Source organism: Pseudomonas sp. PICF141 (assembly GCF_002286815.1).
GTDB lineage: Bacteria > Pseudomonadota > Gammaproteobacteria > Pseudomonadales > Pseudomonadaceae > Aquipseudomonas.
In genome coordinates this window covers 12,254-27,290 of sequence record NZ_MUNM01000090.1, presented here as the reverse complement: position 1 = coordinate 27,290, position 15,037 = coordinate 12,254, and the positions used below count along the sequence as shown (strand labels likewise).

15 protein-coding genes are annotated in these 15,037 nt (G+C 59.7%); 9 read left to right on the top strand and 6 right to left on the bottom strand.

What is annotated here, in order from left to right; all coding sequences use genetic code 11:
• Positions 1-351 precede the first annotated feature (351 nt).
• Positions 352-1,128 (bottom strand): NAD(P)H-dependent oxidoreductase, encoded by a 777-nt coding sequence (locus BZL43_RS27140; protein WP_095635126.1) that lies wholly within the window; start codon positions 1,126-1,128, stop codon positions 352-354.
• An 85-nt stretch (positions 1,129-1,213) separates the two neighbouring features.
• Between BZL43_RS27140 and BZL43_RS27135 the strand changes: the two genes are divergently transcribed.
• From BZL43_RS27135 to BZL43_RS27115, 5 genes are all read left to right on the top strand, one after another.
• The gene (locus BZL43_RS27135) at positions 1,214-2,107 is read left to right on the top strand and encodes a LysR family transcriptional regulator (protein WP_095635214.1); all 894 of its coding nucleotides are present in this window, start codon (positions 1,214-1,216) and stop codon (positions 2,105-2,107) included.
• Between the two features lie 103 nt (positions 2,108-2,210).
• Entirely contained in the window at positions 2,211-2,999 is a 789-nt protein-coding gene (locus BZL43_RS27130) for a DeoR/GlpR family DNA-binding transcription regulator (RefSeq protein WP_095635125.1), read from the top strand.
• Positions 3,000-3,060: 61 nt separating this feature from the next.
• Positions 3,061-3,297, top strand: coding sequence for a hypothetical protein (locus BZL43_RS27125; RefSeq protein WP_095635124.1), 237 nt, complete (start codon positions 3,061-3,063; stop codon positions 3,295-3,297).
• A gap of 173 nt (positions 3,298-3,470) precedes the next feature.
• Positions 3,471-3,704 carry a hypothetical protein gene (locus tag BZL43_RS27120; RefSeq protein ID WP_095635123.1) on the top strand — a complete coding sequence of 78 codons (234 nt, stop codon included), beginning with the start codon at positions 3,471-3,473 and terminating at the stop codon, positions 3,702-3,704.
• Between the two features lie 69 nt (positions 3,705-3,773).
• Positions 3,774-4,172, top strand: a complete 399-nt coding sequence (locus BZL43_RS27115; RefSeq protein ID WP_095635122.1) for a DUF5329 domain-containing protein — start codon at positions 3,774-3,776, stop codon at positions 4,170-4,172.
• Between the two features lie 14 nt (positions 4,173-4,186).
• On the opposite strand, the gene chrA is transcribed toward BZL43_RS27115, so the two are convergent.
• Together chrA and BZL43_RS27105 are read right to left on the bottom strand one after the other, a co-directional pair.
• The gene (chrA, locus tag BZL43_RS27110) at positions 4,187-5,545 is read right to left on the bottom strand and encodes a chromate efflux transporter (protein ID WP_095635121.1); all 1,359 of its coding nucleotides are present in this window, start codon (positions 5,543-5,545) and stop codon (positions 4,187-4,189) included.
• 34 nt (positions 5,546-5,579) lie between these two features.
• The gene (locus tag BZL43_RS27105) at positions 5,580-6,431 is read right to left on the bottom strand and encodes a CAP domain-containing protein (protein ID WP_095635120.1); all 852 of its coding nucleotides are present in this window, start codon (positions 6,429-6,431) and stop codon (positions 5,580-5,582) included.
• A gap of 189 nt (positions 6,432-6,620) precedes the next feature.
• On the opposite strand from BZL43_RS27105, the gene BZL43_RS27100 reads away from it, so the two are divergent.
• Together BZL43_RS27100 and BZL43_RS27095 are read left to right on the top strand one after the other, a co-directional pair.
• Positions 6,621-7,241, top strand: a complete 621-nt coding sequence (locus BZL43_RS27100) for a cell wall hydrolase (RefSeq protein WP_095635119.1) — start codon at positions 6,621-6,623, stop codon at positions 7,239-7,241.
• 170 nt (positions 7,242-7,411) lie between these two features.
• Positions 7,412-9,301, top strand: a complete 1,890-nt coding sequence (locus tag BZL43_RS27095) for a potassium transporter Kup (protein ID WP_095635118.1) — start codon at positions 7,412-7,414, stop codon at positions 9,299-9,301.
• 131 nt (positions 9,302-9,432) lie between these two features.
• Here the strand turns inward: BZL43_RS27095 and BZL43_RS27090 are convergent, their stop codons facing one another.
• Positions 9,433-10,017, bottom strand: a complete 585-nt coding sequence (locus BZL43_RS27090) for an isochorismatase family protein (protein WP_008068209.1) — start codon at positions 10,015-10,017, stop codon at positions 9,433-9,435.
• 51 nt (positions 10,018-10,068) lie between these two features.
• Positions 10,069-11,139 carry an alkene reductase gene (locus BZL43_RS27085; protein ID WP_095635117.1) on the bottom strand — a complete coding sequence of 357 codons (1,071 nt, stop codon included), beginning with the start codon at positions 11,137-11,139 and terminating at the stop codon, positions 10,069-10,071.
• Positions 11,140-11,241: 102 nt separating this feature from the next.
• Between BZL43_RS27085 and BZL43_RS27080 the strand changes: the two genes are divergently transcribed.
• The gene (locus tag BZL43_RS27080; RefSeq protein WP_095635213.1) at positions 11,242-12,123 is read left to right on the top strand and encodes a LysR family transcriptional regulator; all 882 of its coding nucleotides are present in this window, start codon (positions 11,242-11,244) and stop codon (positions 12,121-12,123) included.
• Between the two features lie 219 nt (positions 12,124-12,342).
• Complete coding sequence (locus BZL43_RS27075; RefSeq protein WP_095635116.1) at positions 12,343-14,058, top strand: amidase; 1,716 nt, start codon at positions 12,343-12,345, stop codon at positions 14,056-14,058.
• A 232-nt stretch (positions 14,059-14,290) separates the two neighbouring features.
• On the opposite strand, the gene BZL43_RS27070 is transcribed toward BZL43_RS27075, so the two are convergent.
• A complete protein-coding gene (locus tag BZL43_RS27070) occupies positions 14,291-15,031 on the bottom strand; it encodes a Mut7-C RNAse domain-containing protein (protein WP_095635115.1) in 741 nt (246 codons plus the stop codon).
• Positions 15,032-15,037: the final 6 nt, after the last annotated feature.

Genomic DNA, 15,037 nt, shown 5'->3' with positions numbered 1-15,037 from the left:
CGGTTAGAAAGATCTCCGCGCTGAGATCCAGCCCTTATGCCGTGTGAGGCAGAACAGCCCAAGGTTAAAAATCCTGTTCTGTGAGAGGCCCGATAAACCTTGTAAGCCAGAGACCAGCACTGGCCACCTACATCGATTTCCAAAGCCCGCCTTGTGCGGGCTTTTTCGTATTCGCGAATCGGTAAACCCTTAAGCCACGCCGCGTTCTTCGTAGCAGCTGCCGAAGGCTGCGTTCGGCTGCGCAGCAGTCGTAAAATCAGGCACTGCGGTTCGTCAGGCACACCCTGCGTTCAGGGTTTACGACTGCTTCGCAGCCGAACGCAGCCTCGCGAGCTCGGCAGCTGCTACAGATCACATGACGTGCGCCGCAAACCCGGTTTGATCCCCAGCAATCTCCGTACGCAATGTCAGCTGCGGGATGTCGTATGCGCCTGCATTCTGGGGTCGGAAAGGAATCGGTGCGGTTTTCCATAGGTCATCCAGTCGTTGGCCGAGCGCATCGCAGGTCGTCGAAAATTTCGCGTCATCCATTCGGCTGGTGCGATAGATCACGAACGGTGGCAGCACGTCGAAACCGGGGTAAAACAGTACGCCATGCTGAATCGGGAATAACACATCATCAATGGGCCCATTGATGCCCCGAGGGCTGTAATGAGACTCCCATCCACCGGTGGTGACGATCAGCATCGCCCGTTTGCCCGCCAGCGTGCCTTCTCCATAGCGGTTACCCCAGCGCGCATCGGAATGCTCGCCTACGCCATAGGCAAAACCATAGGCATAGACGCGTTCTACCCAGCCTTTGAGGATCGCCGGCATCGAAAACCACCACAGCGGAAACTGCAGAATGACGGCATCGGCCCAGAGCAGTTTTTCCTGTTCGAGGACGATGTCCTGGCGTTGCCGGCCTTCTTCGAAGGCAAGTTTGGAGTCCAGCGAAGGATTGAACCGCGATTCGGCTGGCCGGCCGGGACTGTCATCGGCATCCAGCGAGGCTTTCCAGTCCATCGCGTATAGATCGGAGACTTGCACTTGGTGGCCGGCGGCCTCCAGGTGTTTGACGGCAAAATCCTTGAGCGAGCCGTTCAACGATTTTGGTTCAGGATGGGCATAAACGAGCAGAACTTTCATGGCGGAGTCTCCAGTGTCAGGAGACTGCAGAGTCAGGCTTTGCCCGGTATATTGGAAATGAATAACCAATATGCCAGGTATTACCATGAATAATCTGCGACGCCTGGACATCAATCTGCTGCTGACCCTTGATGTCTTGCTCTCGGAACACAACGTGACCCGTGCGGCGCAACGCCTGAATTTGTCTCAACCGTCGGTGAGTGTTCATCTTGCCAAATTGAGGGACATTTTCGGTGATCCGCTGTTGCTGCCAGGACCCCGGGGCATGCGGCCCACGGCCAGGGCCGATGAGTTGCGCGAGCCCTTGCGTCAGGCCCTGGAAGCCCTGGAGCGCGCGGTGTCGCCCGCCAGCCCTTTCAATCCGGCTGAGGCCCGGCAGACGTGGAATGTCATGGCGTCCGACTACGGTGAGACGACTATCGTGTTGCCTGCGTTGGCTGGCCTGCGTTCGGCAGCGCCGGGCACGCGTCTGGCGGTGTTTGATCTGGTTCCGTCACAGATCGCCAGGCAAGCGGAGCAGGGGGCAATCGATCTGGCTTTCCATACCAGCGAGGACGCTCCCGCCGGCTTGCGGCGTCGCACGTTGTTTACCGAACAGTATGTTTTGGTCGGCCGTGCCGGCCATCCGCAGTTGAAAAAACAACCGACACTGGCGCAATTCTGTGAACTCGACCACGTGATCGTGTCACGGGATGGTGGGGCGTTTCAGGGTGTCACCGACCAGGCGCTTTCGGCGGTGGGCATGACGCGCCGGGTGGTGCTTTCAGTCCCGCATTTCCTGTTTGTGCGGTCGGTGGTGGAGAGTACCGACATGGTGGCGATGCTGCCGTCGCGGCTGGTTCGCGATGCGGGGGCGCTGGAAGTGGTCGAGCCACCGCTTGATGTCCCGGGTTACGAGATGTCGATGCTCTGGCCCGAGCGTGTTCATCGCGACCCTGCGCATCAATGGTTGAGGGAGTTCATTGTGAAAGCGTTGTGAGGGGCATCAGTTGACCACAATCCTGTGGGAGCGCTGCCATGCCGGTTGTGTTCATTCAGCTGTTTGACTAATCTCGCACAAACACGCAAAAACAGGCATAACCATGCAAGCCGAGCATTCCATCGCCGAACTCCCGCAGCTGCGCCGTCAGAAAATCCTTTTGATCCTGGAACGCGACGGCAAGGTCATGGCCTCCGAGCTGAGCCATCATTTCGCTGTGTCCGAAGACACCATCCGCCGGGATCTGTCGGAACTGGCCAGCGCCGGGCTGGTGCAGCGGGTGCATGGCGGAGCGCTGCCGCGGCCCAAGGACACGGGCAAGGATTACTTCACCCGGGTCGGCGAAACCGACGAAGTGAAAACCCGGCTGGCCCAACTCGCCGCACGCCGGGTGAAAAACGGCCAGATCGTGATTTTCGATTCCGGCAGCACCACGCTGCAGATTGCGCGCTCGCTGCCCGCTGATATCTCCATCACGGCCATCACCGCGTCGCCGATGATCGCCATCACCTTGGCCGAATACAAAGGCATCACGGTGATTGTTGCCGGTGGTCAGCTCAATCCCGCGACGATGTCTTCCGGCGGCCATGAAACCTTGCGATTGATCGAAGGTGTCAAGGCTGATTTGCTGTTCACCGGGGTCTGCGCCATTCATCCGGAAGTCGGCATCAGCTCGCTGCATTTCGACGAGGTGCCGGTGAAGCAGGCAATGCTCGCCAGCGCTTCCCATGTGATTGCCGTCACCACCGCGGACAAGCTGGGGGCGGTGGAGCCCTTTGTTGTTGCGCCTTGCAACCGCGTGCATACCTTGATCACCGAGTGTCACGTGGCCTCGGGCAATGTCGGGGATTATCAACAGCTGGGGATCGAGGTGGTGCAAGTGGACGCTTAAGCGTCATCGCGCTCAGTGCTGCATGGGTTACGCTGATAGCAACGACGGGAGGAATGCAGCCATGACTGAGCGACACATAACCCACTCGGAAACGCTATCGAACGGATGCACGATCAAGGTTAAGGCCGAGATATTGAGAGACGGTTCGCTGGGGATGTTCATCGGTGTCTACTGGCCGGACGGTTCGGCCATCGTTGAGGACAATCACCCGTCGCCGCATTTGCTGGACATGGAAGCGGCGCTGGATTGGGCCATCGAAAAAGCCAAAACCATCGGTAACAGCCAAAGAACGCTGTAAGGCCTAACGTCGCCATCGAATTTTTGTAGCAGCTGTCGAGCCCCAGCGAGGCTGCGTTCGGAATCATTGTGCACCTGGAAGGTCGTATCTGCGGTTTGCACGCACTTCGATTGAATTCGTGGATAGCGTCAACTCATCCCCGCCGCTCTGACCTTTGCTTTTAGGATGTTCAAATGAAGCGCACCGCGATAATGACCCTGGCCATTGCAACTACTCTTCTACTGGGAGGCTGCTTTCCTCACTGGGAAGATGATGACAGGTACGATCGGGATCACCGTCGTGAATACCATCGCGACCATGACCGAGGTTATGACCAACGTGATGATCGACGCTATGACCGGGATTACGACCGACGTGATGATCGCCGTCGTTACCGCGACCGGGATGGCGACGACTACGACGATTGATACTTGCTCGTCAGCCTTCAGAGCGGCCACCGCCGCTCTGATCTGCCGTCAGTCATGCGAGGTGTCACCATGGGAATTGTGCCTGGACGTTTCACTCGGTATGCCAGCCATTGGTTGATCGCGGCGGGTATCGGCCTGACCGCCGTGGTGCTCGATGCACAGGCGCAAACCCCACCTCAAACCACTCAGGAAATAAACAGCTTGCTGGACTTTGTCGAGCACAGTGAATGCCGGTTTGTGCGCAACGGGAGCGAATACCCGGGCGCCCAGGCCCGAGCGCATCTGGAAAAGAAGCTTGAGTACCTGGAAGAGAAGGACAAGATCACCAGTGCAGAAGACTTCATCAGCCTGGCAGCCACCCAAAGCAGTGTGAGTGGTCGCGCCTATGAAGTGCGCTGTCCTGCGGGTATTCAACCGGCAGATACCTGGCTGAAGACCGAACTGCAGAGGCAGCGACAACTTCATTGATCACGTTTGCTGCGCTAGCGCAGCAAATGCACCACCAACCCGATCAGCCCGCACCCCATCAGTACTTCGATCACGCCCCGCTTGAAGCGAAACAAGGCGATGGCCGCCGCAATGGCGATCAGCGCCGAAGGCCAGTCAAGTTGGCCGCTGAAGCCGTTGGGCCAGAGCACGTGGTAGCCGAAGAAGCACGCCAGATTAAGGATCACGCCGACCACCGCCGCGGTAATCGCGGTCAGCGGCGCGGTGAGCCGGAGTTCATTGTGCGTCGACTCCACCAGCGGGCCGCCGGCGAGGATGAACAGGAACGAGGGCAGAAAGGTGAACCAGGTCACCAGCGTGGCGGCGAGGGCGCCGGCCAGGAACACATGATCAGGGCCGAACACCTGCTGAACATAGGCGCCAACGAAACCGACAAAGGCTACCACCATGATCAGCGGCCCGGGGGTGGTTTCGCCGAGTGCCAGGCCGTCGATCATTTGCGTGGGTGTCAACCAGCCATAATGGCCGACCGCGCCCTGATACACATAAGGCAATACGGCGTACGCGCCGCCGAATGTCAGCAACGCCGCTTTGGTAAAGAACCAGGCCATCTGGGTGAGGGTGCCTTCCCAGCCGAACAGCGTGGTGAGAATGCCCATCGGCAACGCCCACAACGCCGCACCCACCAGCAACAGGCGCAGCAATTTGAGACGGTTGAAACGGGCGTGTTCGGGAGGCGGGGTATCGTCATCGATCAAGGCGGGGCCAAAGGATTTTTTCGCCGCGCTGTGACCTCCGGTGCGGAACCGTTCAGGTGCCAGGCGTCCGCCGACATAACCGATAATCGCAGCGCCCAGCACAATCAACGGGAACGGCACATTGAACACGAAGATGGCCGTGAATGAAGCCGCGGCGATGCCCCACAGCCAATTGTTCTTCAATGCCCGCGAGCCGATCCGGTGGGCCGCCTGCACCACAATGGCGGTCACCGCAGGCTTGATCCCATAGAAAAGCCCGGCCACCACCGGCACTTCGCCAAAGGCGATGTACACCCAGGACAACGCGATCAGGATGAACAGCGAAGGCAGCACAAACAGCGCGCCGGCAATCAGGCCGCCCCATGTGCGGTGCATCAGCCAGCCGATGTAGGTCGCCAGCTGCTGAGCCTCAGGCCCGGGCAGCAACATGCAGTAGTTGAGGGCATGCAGAAAGCGCCGTTCCGAGATCCAGCGTCGGCGCTCCACCAACTCCTGGTGCATGATCGAGATCTGTCCGGCCGGCCCGCCGAAACTGATGAAGCCCAGTTTCAGCCAGAACAGGAACGCTTCCCGCAAGCTGATGGCGTCAGGCTTTGACAGGTCCTGTTCGACGGTCGAGGAGGGGGCTTTATTCAAATGATGATTCCTTTTTCAAGCTCGATTCAAACCTTCACGGCGTGCCGAACATCGCCGTCCAGTAAATGCCAGCGTCACTCTTCGGGTCCACCGCATAGGCCGCACCCAGCTCGCGAAATTGCGGGTTCATCAGGTTGGCGCAATGGCCTGGGCTGGCGAGCCAGCCATCGACCACTTTGCGCACGGTGTCTTGCCCGGCGGCGATGTTCTCGCCGACCTGTTGGCCCGCATAACCCGCCAATTCAGCCCGATCACCCGGCGTGCGACCGTCGCGGTCCTTGTGATCGAAATAGTTATTGTTGGCCATGGCCCGGCTATGGCTCTCCGCCGCGGAGCCCAGTGTGGCGTTCCAGGCCAGCGGCGTCGTGGCGGCAAAGGCTTGGCTGCCGCACTGGCGCGTCTGAGCGCGGGCGCTGTTCATCGCTTCAAGCAGTTTTTGTCCTTCCGCCTGCCAGTCACCCAGACGCCCGGTCAATAGCGGACGCGCCAGCACAATGCGCCATTCACGGCCATCGCGGCTGATGCCGATGTCGACGAATTGCGGGTCCAGCACCACTTGGCAGAAGCTCTCCTGAATCGCTTTCATGGCCGACGGCGCATCACGGGGGCCGGACAGGCTGATCGCCTGCACATTGACCATCGGATACGCCGCGCGGGCCAGTGCCTGTTGCAAATCACCGATGCTGTTGGCGGACAGGACCAGCCGCGGATCATTCGCCAGCGGCGGCAGTTCCGCAGACGCCTGGCCAGCGCAACGCTGCACCTGACTGCGGTAAAGATTGATCGACTCGACCAGCTGCGTTTCCTCGGCCGCCGAGGCAGCGACGCTGAACACCAGCCCGAATGACAACACGGCGAGATGCAAAATGGATGACGGGCTGCGCATGAAAATCTCCCTTGGACGGATTGCGTCCATGATGCGCGATTTCACCCCTGCGCACGCAATGCCTTTTTGCACTGAAACGCGTTTATTGTCAGGCGGCTGGAATAACGTGCGACGACTACAATCACAGCAGATTGGCACCACAACATCGCTGTTTCATGGCTAACGCCCGTGTCATCGGAAGGATCATTCATGGGATCTAAATGGGCACTCACCGGCTTCGCGATCATCCTTCTAGGCAGCCAGGTGTGGGCGGCTGATCAGGAACAAAAACAGGAGGTGGCTGAGGACAAGGCCCAGGTCCTGGAGCAGAAAGCGGCCGAGAAGGGCAGCGAGCTTCCGGTGCCCAAATCCGAAGCCATCACCACCTCGGAAGCGCAGGCGGTCGATCCGGCGGGTGCCGCGCCGCTGGACGATGCCATTACTTGCCTTGCACGCAGTATCTATTGGGAAGCCAAAGGCGTTGCACCTGCCAACATGGAAGCCGTCGCCAGCGTGGTGATGAACCGGCTCGGCCAGGAGGGTTTTCCCGATACGGTCTGCGCGGTGGTCAAGCAAGGCTCTGAAACGGGTTCCTGCCAGTTTTCGTGGTGGTGCGACGGCCGTGCCGATCAGGTAAAGGAAGATGACGAATATGCCCTCGCCAAGGAAATCGCGCGCAAGGCACTCAACAAACAACTCACGGACCGCACCCACGGTGCCTTGTATTTCCACGACAGAACGGTGAAACCCGACTGGGCGAAGAAGTACACCAGGACGGCCGAGACCGGGAAATTCCTGTTTTATAAACCTCGTGGCGGGACGGCGCAGTAAGCGCTTGATGATCATTGAGGGAGAGTGCTGCCGGTAAGAATTTACGGTTTTTTTACGGTGGATACCTTTCCCCGAAATGATACTGATCGCGTTTTTTTATCATTGATATGCCTGCAATTCCTCATTGCACTCCTTCCTCTTTATCGAGAAGCCACCCCGTGAGCGAAACAATGATCCATGCCCATGAAGAGTCCCATTCCAGAACCTCAGGAGTGGGTTTGCTCGTCGCCGCGGTGGGCGTGGTTTATGGGGATATCGGCACCAGCCCTCTTTACACCCTCAAAGAGGTGTTCGCCGGTCATTATGGAGTCCAGGCCAATCACGACGGTGTATTGGGCATTCTGTCGTTGATCTTCTGGTCACTGATCTGGGTCGTCTCGATCAAGTACGTGCTGTTTATCCTTCGCGCCGATAACCAGGGCGAGGGGGGCATCATGGCCTTGACGGCACTGGCACGTCGGGCCGCTGCGCCGTATCCCAAAATGAGCAGGATCCTGGTGTTGCTTGGCCTGTTTGGCGCGGCACTTTTTTACGGCGACAGCATGATCACCCCCGCCATCTCGGTGCTTTCTGCGGTTGAAGGGCTACAGCTTGCGTTCGATGGCATTGAGCATTGGGTGGTTCCGCTGTCCGTGATCGTCCTGGTCGCGCTGTTCCTGATACAGAAACACGGCACGGCCCGTATCGGCATCCTGTTCGGCCCGGTCATGGTGCTGTGGTTTGTGGTGTTGGGCACACTTGGCATTTACGGCATCCTGCAACGGCCGGAAGTTCTGCAAGCGCTGAATCCTGCGTGGGCGGTGCAATTTTTCGTGGTCCATCCGGGCATTGGCGTCGCCATTCTGGGCGCCGTCGTGTTGGCATTGACCGGTGCTGAAGCGCTGTATGCCGATATGGGCCATTTTGGTCGCAAACCCATCGCCCGCGCCTGGTTCATCCTGGTGCTCCCCGGCCTGGTACTCAACTATTTTGGCCAGGGCGCGCTGATCCTCGGCAACCCTGAAGCGGTCCGTAATCCGTTCTATCTGTTGGCACCTGACTGGGCGTTGCTGCCGATGGTCGCGCTCTCGACACTGGCCACCATCATCGCCTCCCAGGCTGTGATTTCCGGTGCGTTCTCACTGACTCGTCAGGCCATTCAGCTGGGTTACGTGCCTCGGATGTTTATCCAGCACACCTCCAGTCAGGAGCAGGGGCAGATTTACATTGGCATGGTGAACTGGGCGCTGATGGTCGGCGTCGTGTTGCTGGTCATCGGTTTTGAATCCTCCAGTGCACTGGCGGCGGCGTATGGCGTGGCGGTGACGGGGACCATGCTGATTACCACCATTCTGTCCTCGGCCGTTGTATTGCTGCTTTGGAAAACACCTCGTTGGCTGGCTATTCCGATACTCCTGGGCTTTCTCATGGTGGACAGCCTGTATTTCGCCGCCAACGCGCCGAAGATCTTCCAGGGCGGTGCGTTTCCGGTGATTGCCGGTATTGCCCTGTTCATCTTGATGACCACCTGGAAACGGGGCCGAAAGATCATTGTCGAGCGGCTGGACGAAACCTCGCTGCCGCTGCCGTTGTTCATCAGCAGCATCGGCTCGCAACCACCCCATCGTGTGCAGGGTACCGCGGTATTTCTGACGGCCAGGGCTGATGCGGTCCCTCATGCCCTGTTGCACAACCTATTGCATAACCAGGTGCTGCACGAGCAAGTGGTGTTGCTTACCGTGGTGTCTGAAGACAGCCCGCGTGTGCCGGCGAATCGGCGATTCGAGGTCGAGGCTTTTGGTGAAGGGTTCTTTCGAGTGAGTCTGCACTTTGGTTTTATCGAGGAGCCCGATGTGCCTCTGGCGTTGAGCCTGTGTCATTTGAAAGAGCTGGATTTCAGCCCGATGCGCACCACGTATTTCCTTAGCCGGGAGACGGTTATCCCGACCAAACGTATCGGCATGGCCCGTTGGCGCGAAAGCCTGTTTGCGTTCTTGCTGAAGAACGCCAACAGCAACCTCAAATACTTCAAGTTACCGCTCAATCGCGTGATCGAGCTGGGCACGCAGGTTGAGATGTAGACGCGATTCATCCCTGTGGGAGCGAGCCTGCTCGCGATTGCATTCAGCCATTCCAGGTGGTGTTGGCTGATCCACCGCTATCGCGAGCAGGCTCGCTCCCACAGGTTTTGCACTTCTACTGTTTGGAACCTTTAGCCTTGAAGCGCTTCCATCAGCACTTGCACCAACTGCCCACCTTGCGGCGTAGCCCAGCTTCCGGCGAGTTCTGCGATCAGCTGGTTGGTGGTCGTCAGCGTCACGCCGCCTTTATCCATCCGCCGCAGGGCGATGTCATCGGCCATGACACTCGGTGAGCCGCCGCCATCGGCCACCACCTGAACTTCATACCCCTCGCGCACCAGACTCAGCGCCGGATAGACCGTGCAGACGTCGTTGGTGACACCGGCAATGATGAGTTTTTTACGGCCCGTGGCTTTGACGGCGGCGGCGAAGTGTTCATCGTCCATCGCGTTGACGATACCCAGGCGTTTGACGCGGGAAGCGAATTCGGCGGGCAGGATCTGCTCCAGTTCACTGAGCAGCGGCCCCTGAGCGTATTCCTCCATGCTGGAGGTCAAGACCACCGGCAGCTTCAGAATGCTGGCCGCTTTGGCGAGCATCAGCGCATTGCGTTTCAGCTCTTCGAACGGAATGGATTTCACCCACCCCATCGTCCCCACCTGGTGATCGATCAGCAGCAGGGCGGCATTGTCGGCACTGAATTTTTCGTACGTCATGATGATTCTCCTGGCAGTAAGGTTGGGGCATGCATCGCTATGGCAGCTTTCTCAGGCGCTCTGTGCCGGGCTCATGGCCGGGTAATCGATATACCCCTGAGCGCCCGGTGCGTAGAACGTGTTTTTGTCCGGCACATTAAGCTCGGCGCCTGTGCGAAAACGCTCGGGCAGGTCGGGGTTGGCGAGGAATGCGCTGCCAAACACCACCGCGTCGGCCTGGCCCTCAGCGATCAGGGTCTCGGCGGCGTTTCGATCGAGCCCGCCACCGATCAGGTAGCGGCCATTGAACAGTGGGCGCAACAAGGCGTGGTAGTCGACGCTGGCGCCGAACAGGGCCACGTGCAGATAAGCGAGATTCAGCCCGCGCAATTGCTCGACCAGCCAGGTGTAGGTTTCTTGCGGGTTGGCATCGACGATGTCATTGAAGTTCATTTCTGGAGAGAGCTTGATGCCGACGCGATCACTGCCAATTTCCGTCGCCATGGCGTTCAACACTTCCAGTACAAAGCGAGCACGGTTTTCCACCGATCCACCGTACTCATCCGTGCGCTGATTGCTGCCCGTCGAAAGAAACTGTTCAGGCAGATACCCCGAAGCGGCATGCAACTCGACACCGTCGAAACCGGCCTCGATCGCCAGGCGTGCGGCCTGACGGTAGCCCTCGATGATCGCGGCAATCTCTATCACGGTCAGCGCATGTGGGGTGACGAAATCCTGAAGGCCTGAGGCTGTCCAGGTCTGGCCGACGGGTTTGATCGCGGAGGGAGCCTGTGGCAGGGCGCCGCCAGGCAACAGCGAAGGGTGCGATATGCGTCCGCAGTGCATCAGCTGCATGAAGATCCGTCCGCCGCGAGCCTGCACGGCTGCGGTGACGTGCTTCCAGGCGGCCACTTGCTCGGCGGTTTCGATGCCTGGGGTACGGACATAACCCTTGCCCATCGCAACGGGAAACACGCCTTCACTGATGATCAGGCCGGCGCTGGCGCGTTGTGCGTAGTAAGTCGTTACCAGTTCGCTTGGCACGCCAGCATCGTCGGAACGTGAACGGGTCATTGGTGCCATGACCATGCGGTTGGTCAGTGTATGGCGACCGATCTGGACCTGAGAAAAAAGCGAATGCATTGCGGTACTCCTCGGTAAACGATGTGGCTATCATTGATCAATCAGAATCCGGGATAAACCGGGTAAAACTGAATTGACTGATCCACTGATGGAGCAATGACATTGGAGTTTCTCAACGACATGGCGTTGTTCGTCGAAGTCGTGAAGGCGCGCAGTTTCCGCCGGGCGGCGCAGGCGTTGGGGATGCCGAATTCGACGCTGTCGCGTCGGATAAGTGGCCTTGAAAAGGAAATCGGGCTAAGGCTTTTGCATCGCACCACGCGCAAAATCGAGCTGACCGAGGCGGGGCAGTTGTACTTCGATCGCTGCAAACGCATCGTCGACGAAGCCCGGCTCGCGCACGAGCAGCTCGGCGAAATGCTTGCCCGACCCAGCGGTGTACTGCGAGCCTCACTCCCGGTGGATTTCGCCACTATCTATCTGGCACCGCTGATGGCGGAATTTGCCCGGTTGTATCCCGATATCAGCTTCGAGTTCGATCTGACTCCGCGTCAGGTCGATCTGGTGAGTGAGCCGGTTGATGTGGTCATTCGCATGGGCGAGCCTGCGAGTTCGAACCTGATTGCCCGTAAGCTCGCCAGCGTGCACCGCGGCCTGTATGCCTCACCCCGATATCTCGAATTGCACGGTGATCCGATTCACCCCACGGACCTGACCAGGCACGAGTGCCTGCGTATGCGCGGCACGCGCGCTGACCGCTGGATACTCTCTGGCAGTGAAGAGGAAATGGAGGTTGAGGTGGGAGGTCGATTCGAACTCAACAGTGTTGGAATGATTCGACGTCTGGCGACGCTGGATCTGGGTATCGCGTTATTGGGGGAAGGTATCGTTGCGCAAGACCTTGCCGATGGCACCCTGCGCAGGGTCTTGCCGCAGTGGCGGGCTTCACCCGTCTCGGTTTACGCCCTCACCGAGACGCGGCTGTTGCCGGCGAAAACCCAGCGGTTTATCGAGTTTCTGCGTGAGCGGCTTCAGGATGCATAGCGTTCCGGGCCGTTCATGGAGTGGGCTCTTGCTCTAATCTCATGCAAAATCACGGGTAGAACGCGCTCACCGCGTATTGATCGCAGGTCAAGCACGTATTGTGAGTAATCGATCGCGCTAATGCAGTGCAACGAGAACCACTATGAAAACCCCTTTTTGAGATAAGTGATGTCTTTGAGCCCAACATCCAGTCACCCATCACCCGCCGGCGGTAACAGCATGATCGAGGTCACCGAGGTTCCCATTGCTCAACTGCGTGCTGCGCTCGAATCGGGCCAGACGACGGCGGTTGAATTGGTCCAGGCCTATCTCGCCAGGATCGATGCCTACGACGGCCCCGACACGCCTACCGCCCTCAACGCAGTGGTGGTTCGCAACCCCGATGCGCTCAAGGAAGCGCAGGCGTCCGATGCCCGTCGGGCCAAGGGCCAGACGTTGGGACCGCTCGATGGCATTCCCTATACGGCCAAGGACAGTTATCTGGTGAAAGGGCTCACCGCAGCCTCTGGAAGTCCTGCGTTCGCGAACCTGATTGCTTATCGCGATGCGTTCACCATCGAACGGCTGCGTGCCGCCGGCGCAATTTGCCTGGGCAAGACCAATATGCCGCCCATGGCCAACGGCGGCATGCAGCGTGGGGTATATGGCCGGGCCGAGAGCCCGTACAACGCTGACTATCTCACCGCACCCTTCGCCTCGGGCTCATCGAACGGCGCCGGCACTGCAACCGCCGCCAGCTTCGCGGCATTCGGCCTCGCCGAAGAAACCTGGTCGAGCGGACGTGGCCCGGCCTCGAACAATGGTTTGTGTGCCTATACGCCTTCGCGCGGGGTGATCTCGGTGCGCGGCAACTGGCCGTTGACGCCGACCATGGACGTTGTCGTGCCGTTTGCCAGAACCATGGCCGACCTGCTCGAAGTGCTCGACGTGGTGGTGGCGGACGATCCCGACACACGAGGCGATCTGTGGCGGATGCAACCCTGGGTGCCCATCCCGAGTGTCGCCTCGGTGCGTCCCGCTTCCTATGCCTCGCTTGCTGCGAATTGCGATGCCCTTGCCGGCAAGCGCTTGGGCGTTCCTCGCATGTACATCAACGCGGATCCCGAAGCGGGCACGAGCGATGAGCCGGGTATCGGTGGTCCGACGGGGCAGCGAATCAACACCCGTCCTTCCGTGATCGCGCTCTGGGAAGAGGCTCGCAAGGCACTCGAAGCCTGTGGGGCCGAAGTGATCGAGGTCGATTTCCCGCTGGTGTCCAATTGCGAGGGTGATCGTCCCGGTGCGCCGACGGTGTTTAATCGGGGCCTGGTTTCCAAAGAGTTCCTTCACCATGAGTTGTGGGACCTGACGGCCTGGGCATTCGACGATTTCCTGCGGGCCAACGGCGATCCAAAACTCAATCGCCTGGTCGACGTGAACGGGCCGCTGATCTTCCCGCACGACCCCGGGACGCTGCCCAACCGTGAGGGCGACCTTGCCGCCGGCATGGACGAGTATGTGCGCATGGCCGAGCGCGGCATCACGCCTTGGGACCAGATCCCCACGGTGCCGGACGGGCTGCGCGGCCTTGAGCAGACGCGCCGAATCGACCTTGAGGACTGGATGGATCGGTTGGGACTCGACGCGGTGATCTTCCCGACGGTGGCCGACGTCGGGCCGGCGAATGCCGATGTCGACCCGAAGTCGGCGGACATCGCATGGAGCAACGGTGTCTGGGTCGCCAACGGCAATCTTGCCATCCGCCACCTGGGCGTTCCCACGGTCACGGTGCCGATGGGAATCATGCCGGACATCGGCATGCCCGTCGGGCTGACCTTCGCCGGTCGGGCCTATGACGATTCGACGCTGCTGCGCTTGGCTTCGGCGTTTGAGTCGACTGGGACGAAGCGAGTGATTCCGCCGCGAACCCCACCGTTGTCGGGTGGTCAGAACTAGGAAGGGCGGGATTGGCGCACGGCACACGCGCCAGTCCCGCCCGGCAAAGGTGCAGTGTCTTGTCTTTCTAACGCAGTCCTGTCCAGGTTGAGAGGTGGATTTCATGAACAACATCATCTACATCGTCGGGGTAGTTGTGATCGTCGTGGTTATCCTGTCGTTCCTCGGGTTTGCATAGGCGCGAAGACCCTGCAAAAGCCAGTTTCCCTGGCAGCCGTCCCGATGCGCTCGGCTATTGGCCCAGCAGAGGTGCCAACAGTGCGCACATGCTGCGCCAGTGTGAACCCTCCCAGTAAACCCGTTGGCAGGCGTCGCAGCGCAGGAAGTGTGAATAGAGGGCGCCAACGCGGGGCGGCACCTGCAACCGGGCCAGTTCCGGGCTGATCTCGTGCAGCGGCAGGTTGCAGTGCAGGCACAGGCTGAAGGGCCGCGCGCTACGTGCCAGGTCGAGGCGCTCGTACAATTCGCGCAGCTGCAGCGACGGTTTCAGGGCATGCACGTAACAGCCGTGGCTGATGATCCGCCGCTTGAGCAGTTCGCGGTCGCGGGTCAGTACGATGCGTCCTTGGTGCGCTGCGATCTCGGCGATCTCGCCGTCCTCGAAGCCATTGTCGTAGAGGGTGTCGAAGCCGCTCATGCGCAGCAGGTGGGCCAGCCCGCCAAGGTGCGCATCAGCGATAAAGCGCAGCACCCGTAAAGGTTGTGCGCGAACCTTGAGCAACGGGCTGATATCCAGCGCTTCGAACTTGGGATACACCGCCAGCCGGTCATTATCGAAAATCACCCGCTCCAGGCCCACCGACTCGCCATTGAGCAGCACCAGTTCGACCTCGGTGTGCGGGATGCCGAGCGCTTCGATCATGTGCTTGACCGTCGCCCCGCGTGCGCACTCGCAGGTGAAGGACTGCCGCCGCCGGTCGGCCGGCAGGAAATCGTTGAGCTCCTCGTAGAAGCGGAAAGTTGCTCGGGTCATGTTCAA

Excerpts from the sequence above, each read along its gene's own strand:
- BZL43_RS27140 (WP_095635126.1), bottom strand. The coding sequence starts at position 1,128 with ATGAAAGTTCTGCTCGTTTATGCCCATCCTGAACCAAAATCGTTGAAC.
- BZL43_RS27135 (WP_095635214.1), top strand. The coding sequence starts at position 1,214 with ATGAATAATCTGCGACGCCTGGACATCAATCTGCTGCTGACCCTTGAT.
- BZL43_RS27130 (WP_095635125.1), top strand. The coding sequence starts at position 2,211 with ATGCAAGCCGAGCATTCCATCGCCGAACTCCCGCAGCTGCGCCGTCAG.
- BZL43_RS27125 (WP_095635124.1), top strand. The coding sequence starts at position 3,061 with ATGACTGAGCGACACATAACCCACTCGGAAACGCTATCGAACGGATGC.
- BZL43_RS27120 (WP_095635123.1), top strand. The coding sequence starts at position 3,471 with ATGAAGCGCACCGCGATAATGACCCTGGCCATTGCAACTACTCTTCTA.
- BZL43_RS27115 (WP_095635122.1), top strand. The coding sequence starts at position 3,774 with ATGGGAATTGTGCCTGGACGTTTCACTCGGTATGCCAGCCATTGGTTG.
- BZL43_RS27105 (WP_095635120.1), bottom strand. The coding sequence starts at position 6,431 with ATGCGCAGCCCGTCATCCATTTTGCATCTCGCCGTGTTGTCATTCGGG.
- BZL43_RS27100 (WP_095635119.1), top strand. The coding sequence starts at position 6,621 with ATGGGATCTAAATGGGCACTCACCGGCTTCGCGATCATCCTTCTAGGC.
- BZL43_RS27095 (WP_095635118.1), top strand. The coding sequence starts at position 7,412 with ATGATCCATGCCCATGAAGAGTCCCATTCCAGAACCTCAGGAGTGGGT.
- BZL43_RS27090 (WP_008068209.1), bottom strand. The coding sequence starts at position 10,017 with ATGACGTACGAAAAATTCAGTGCCGACAATGCCGCCCTGCTGCTGATC.
- BZL43_RS27085 (WP_095635117.1), bottom strand. The coding sequence starts at position 11,139 with ATGCATTCGCTTTTTTCTCAGGTCCAGATCGGTCGCCATACACTGACC.
- BZL43_RS27075 (WP_095635116.1), top strand. The coding sequence starts at position 12,343 with ATGATCGAGGTCACCGAGGTTCCCATTGCTCAACTGCGTGCTGCGCTC.
- BZL43_RS27070 (WP_095635115.1), bottom strand. The coding sequence starts at position 15,031 with ATGACCCGAGCAACTTTCCGCTTCTACGAGGAGCTCAACGATTTCCTG.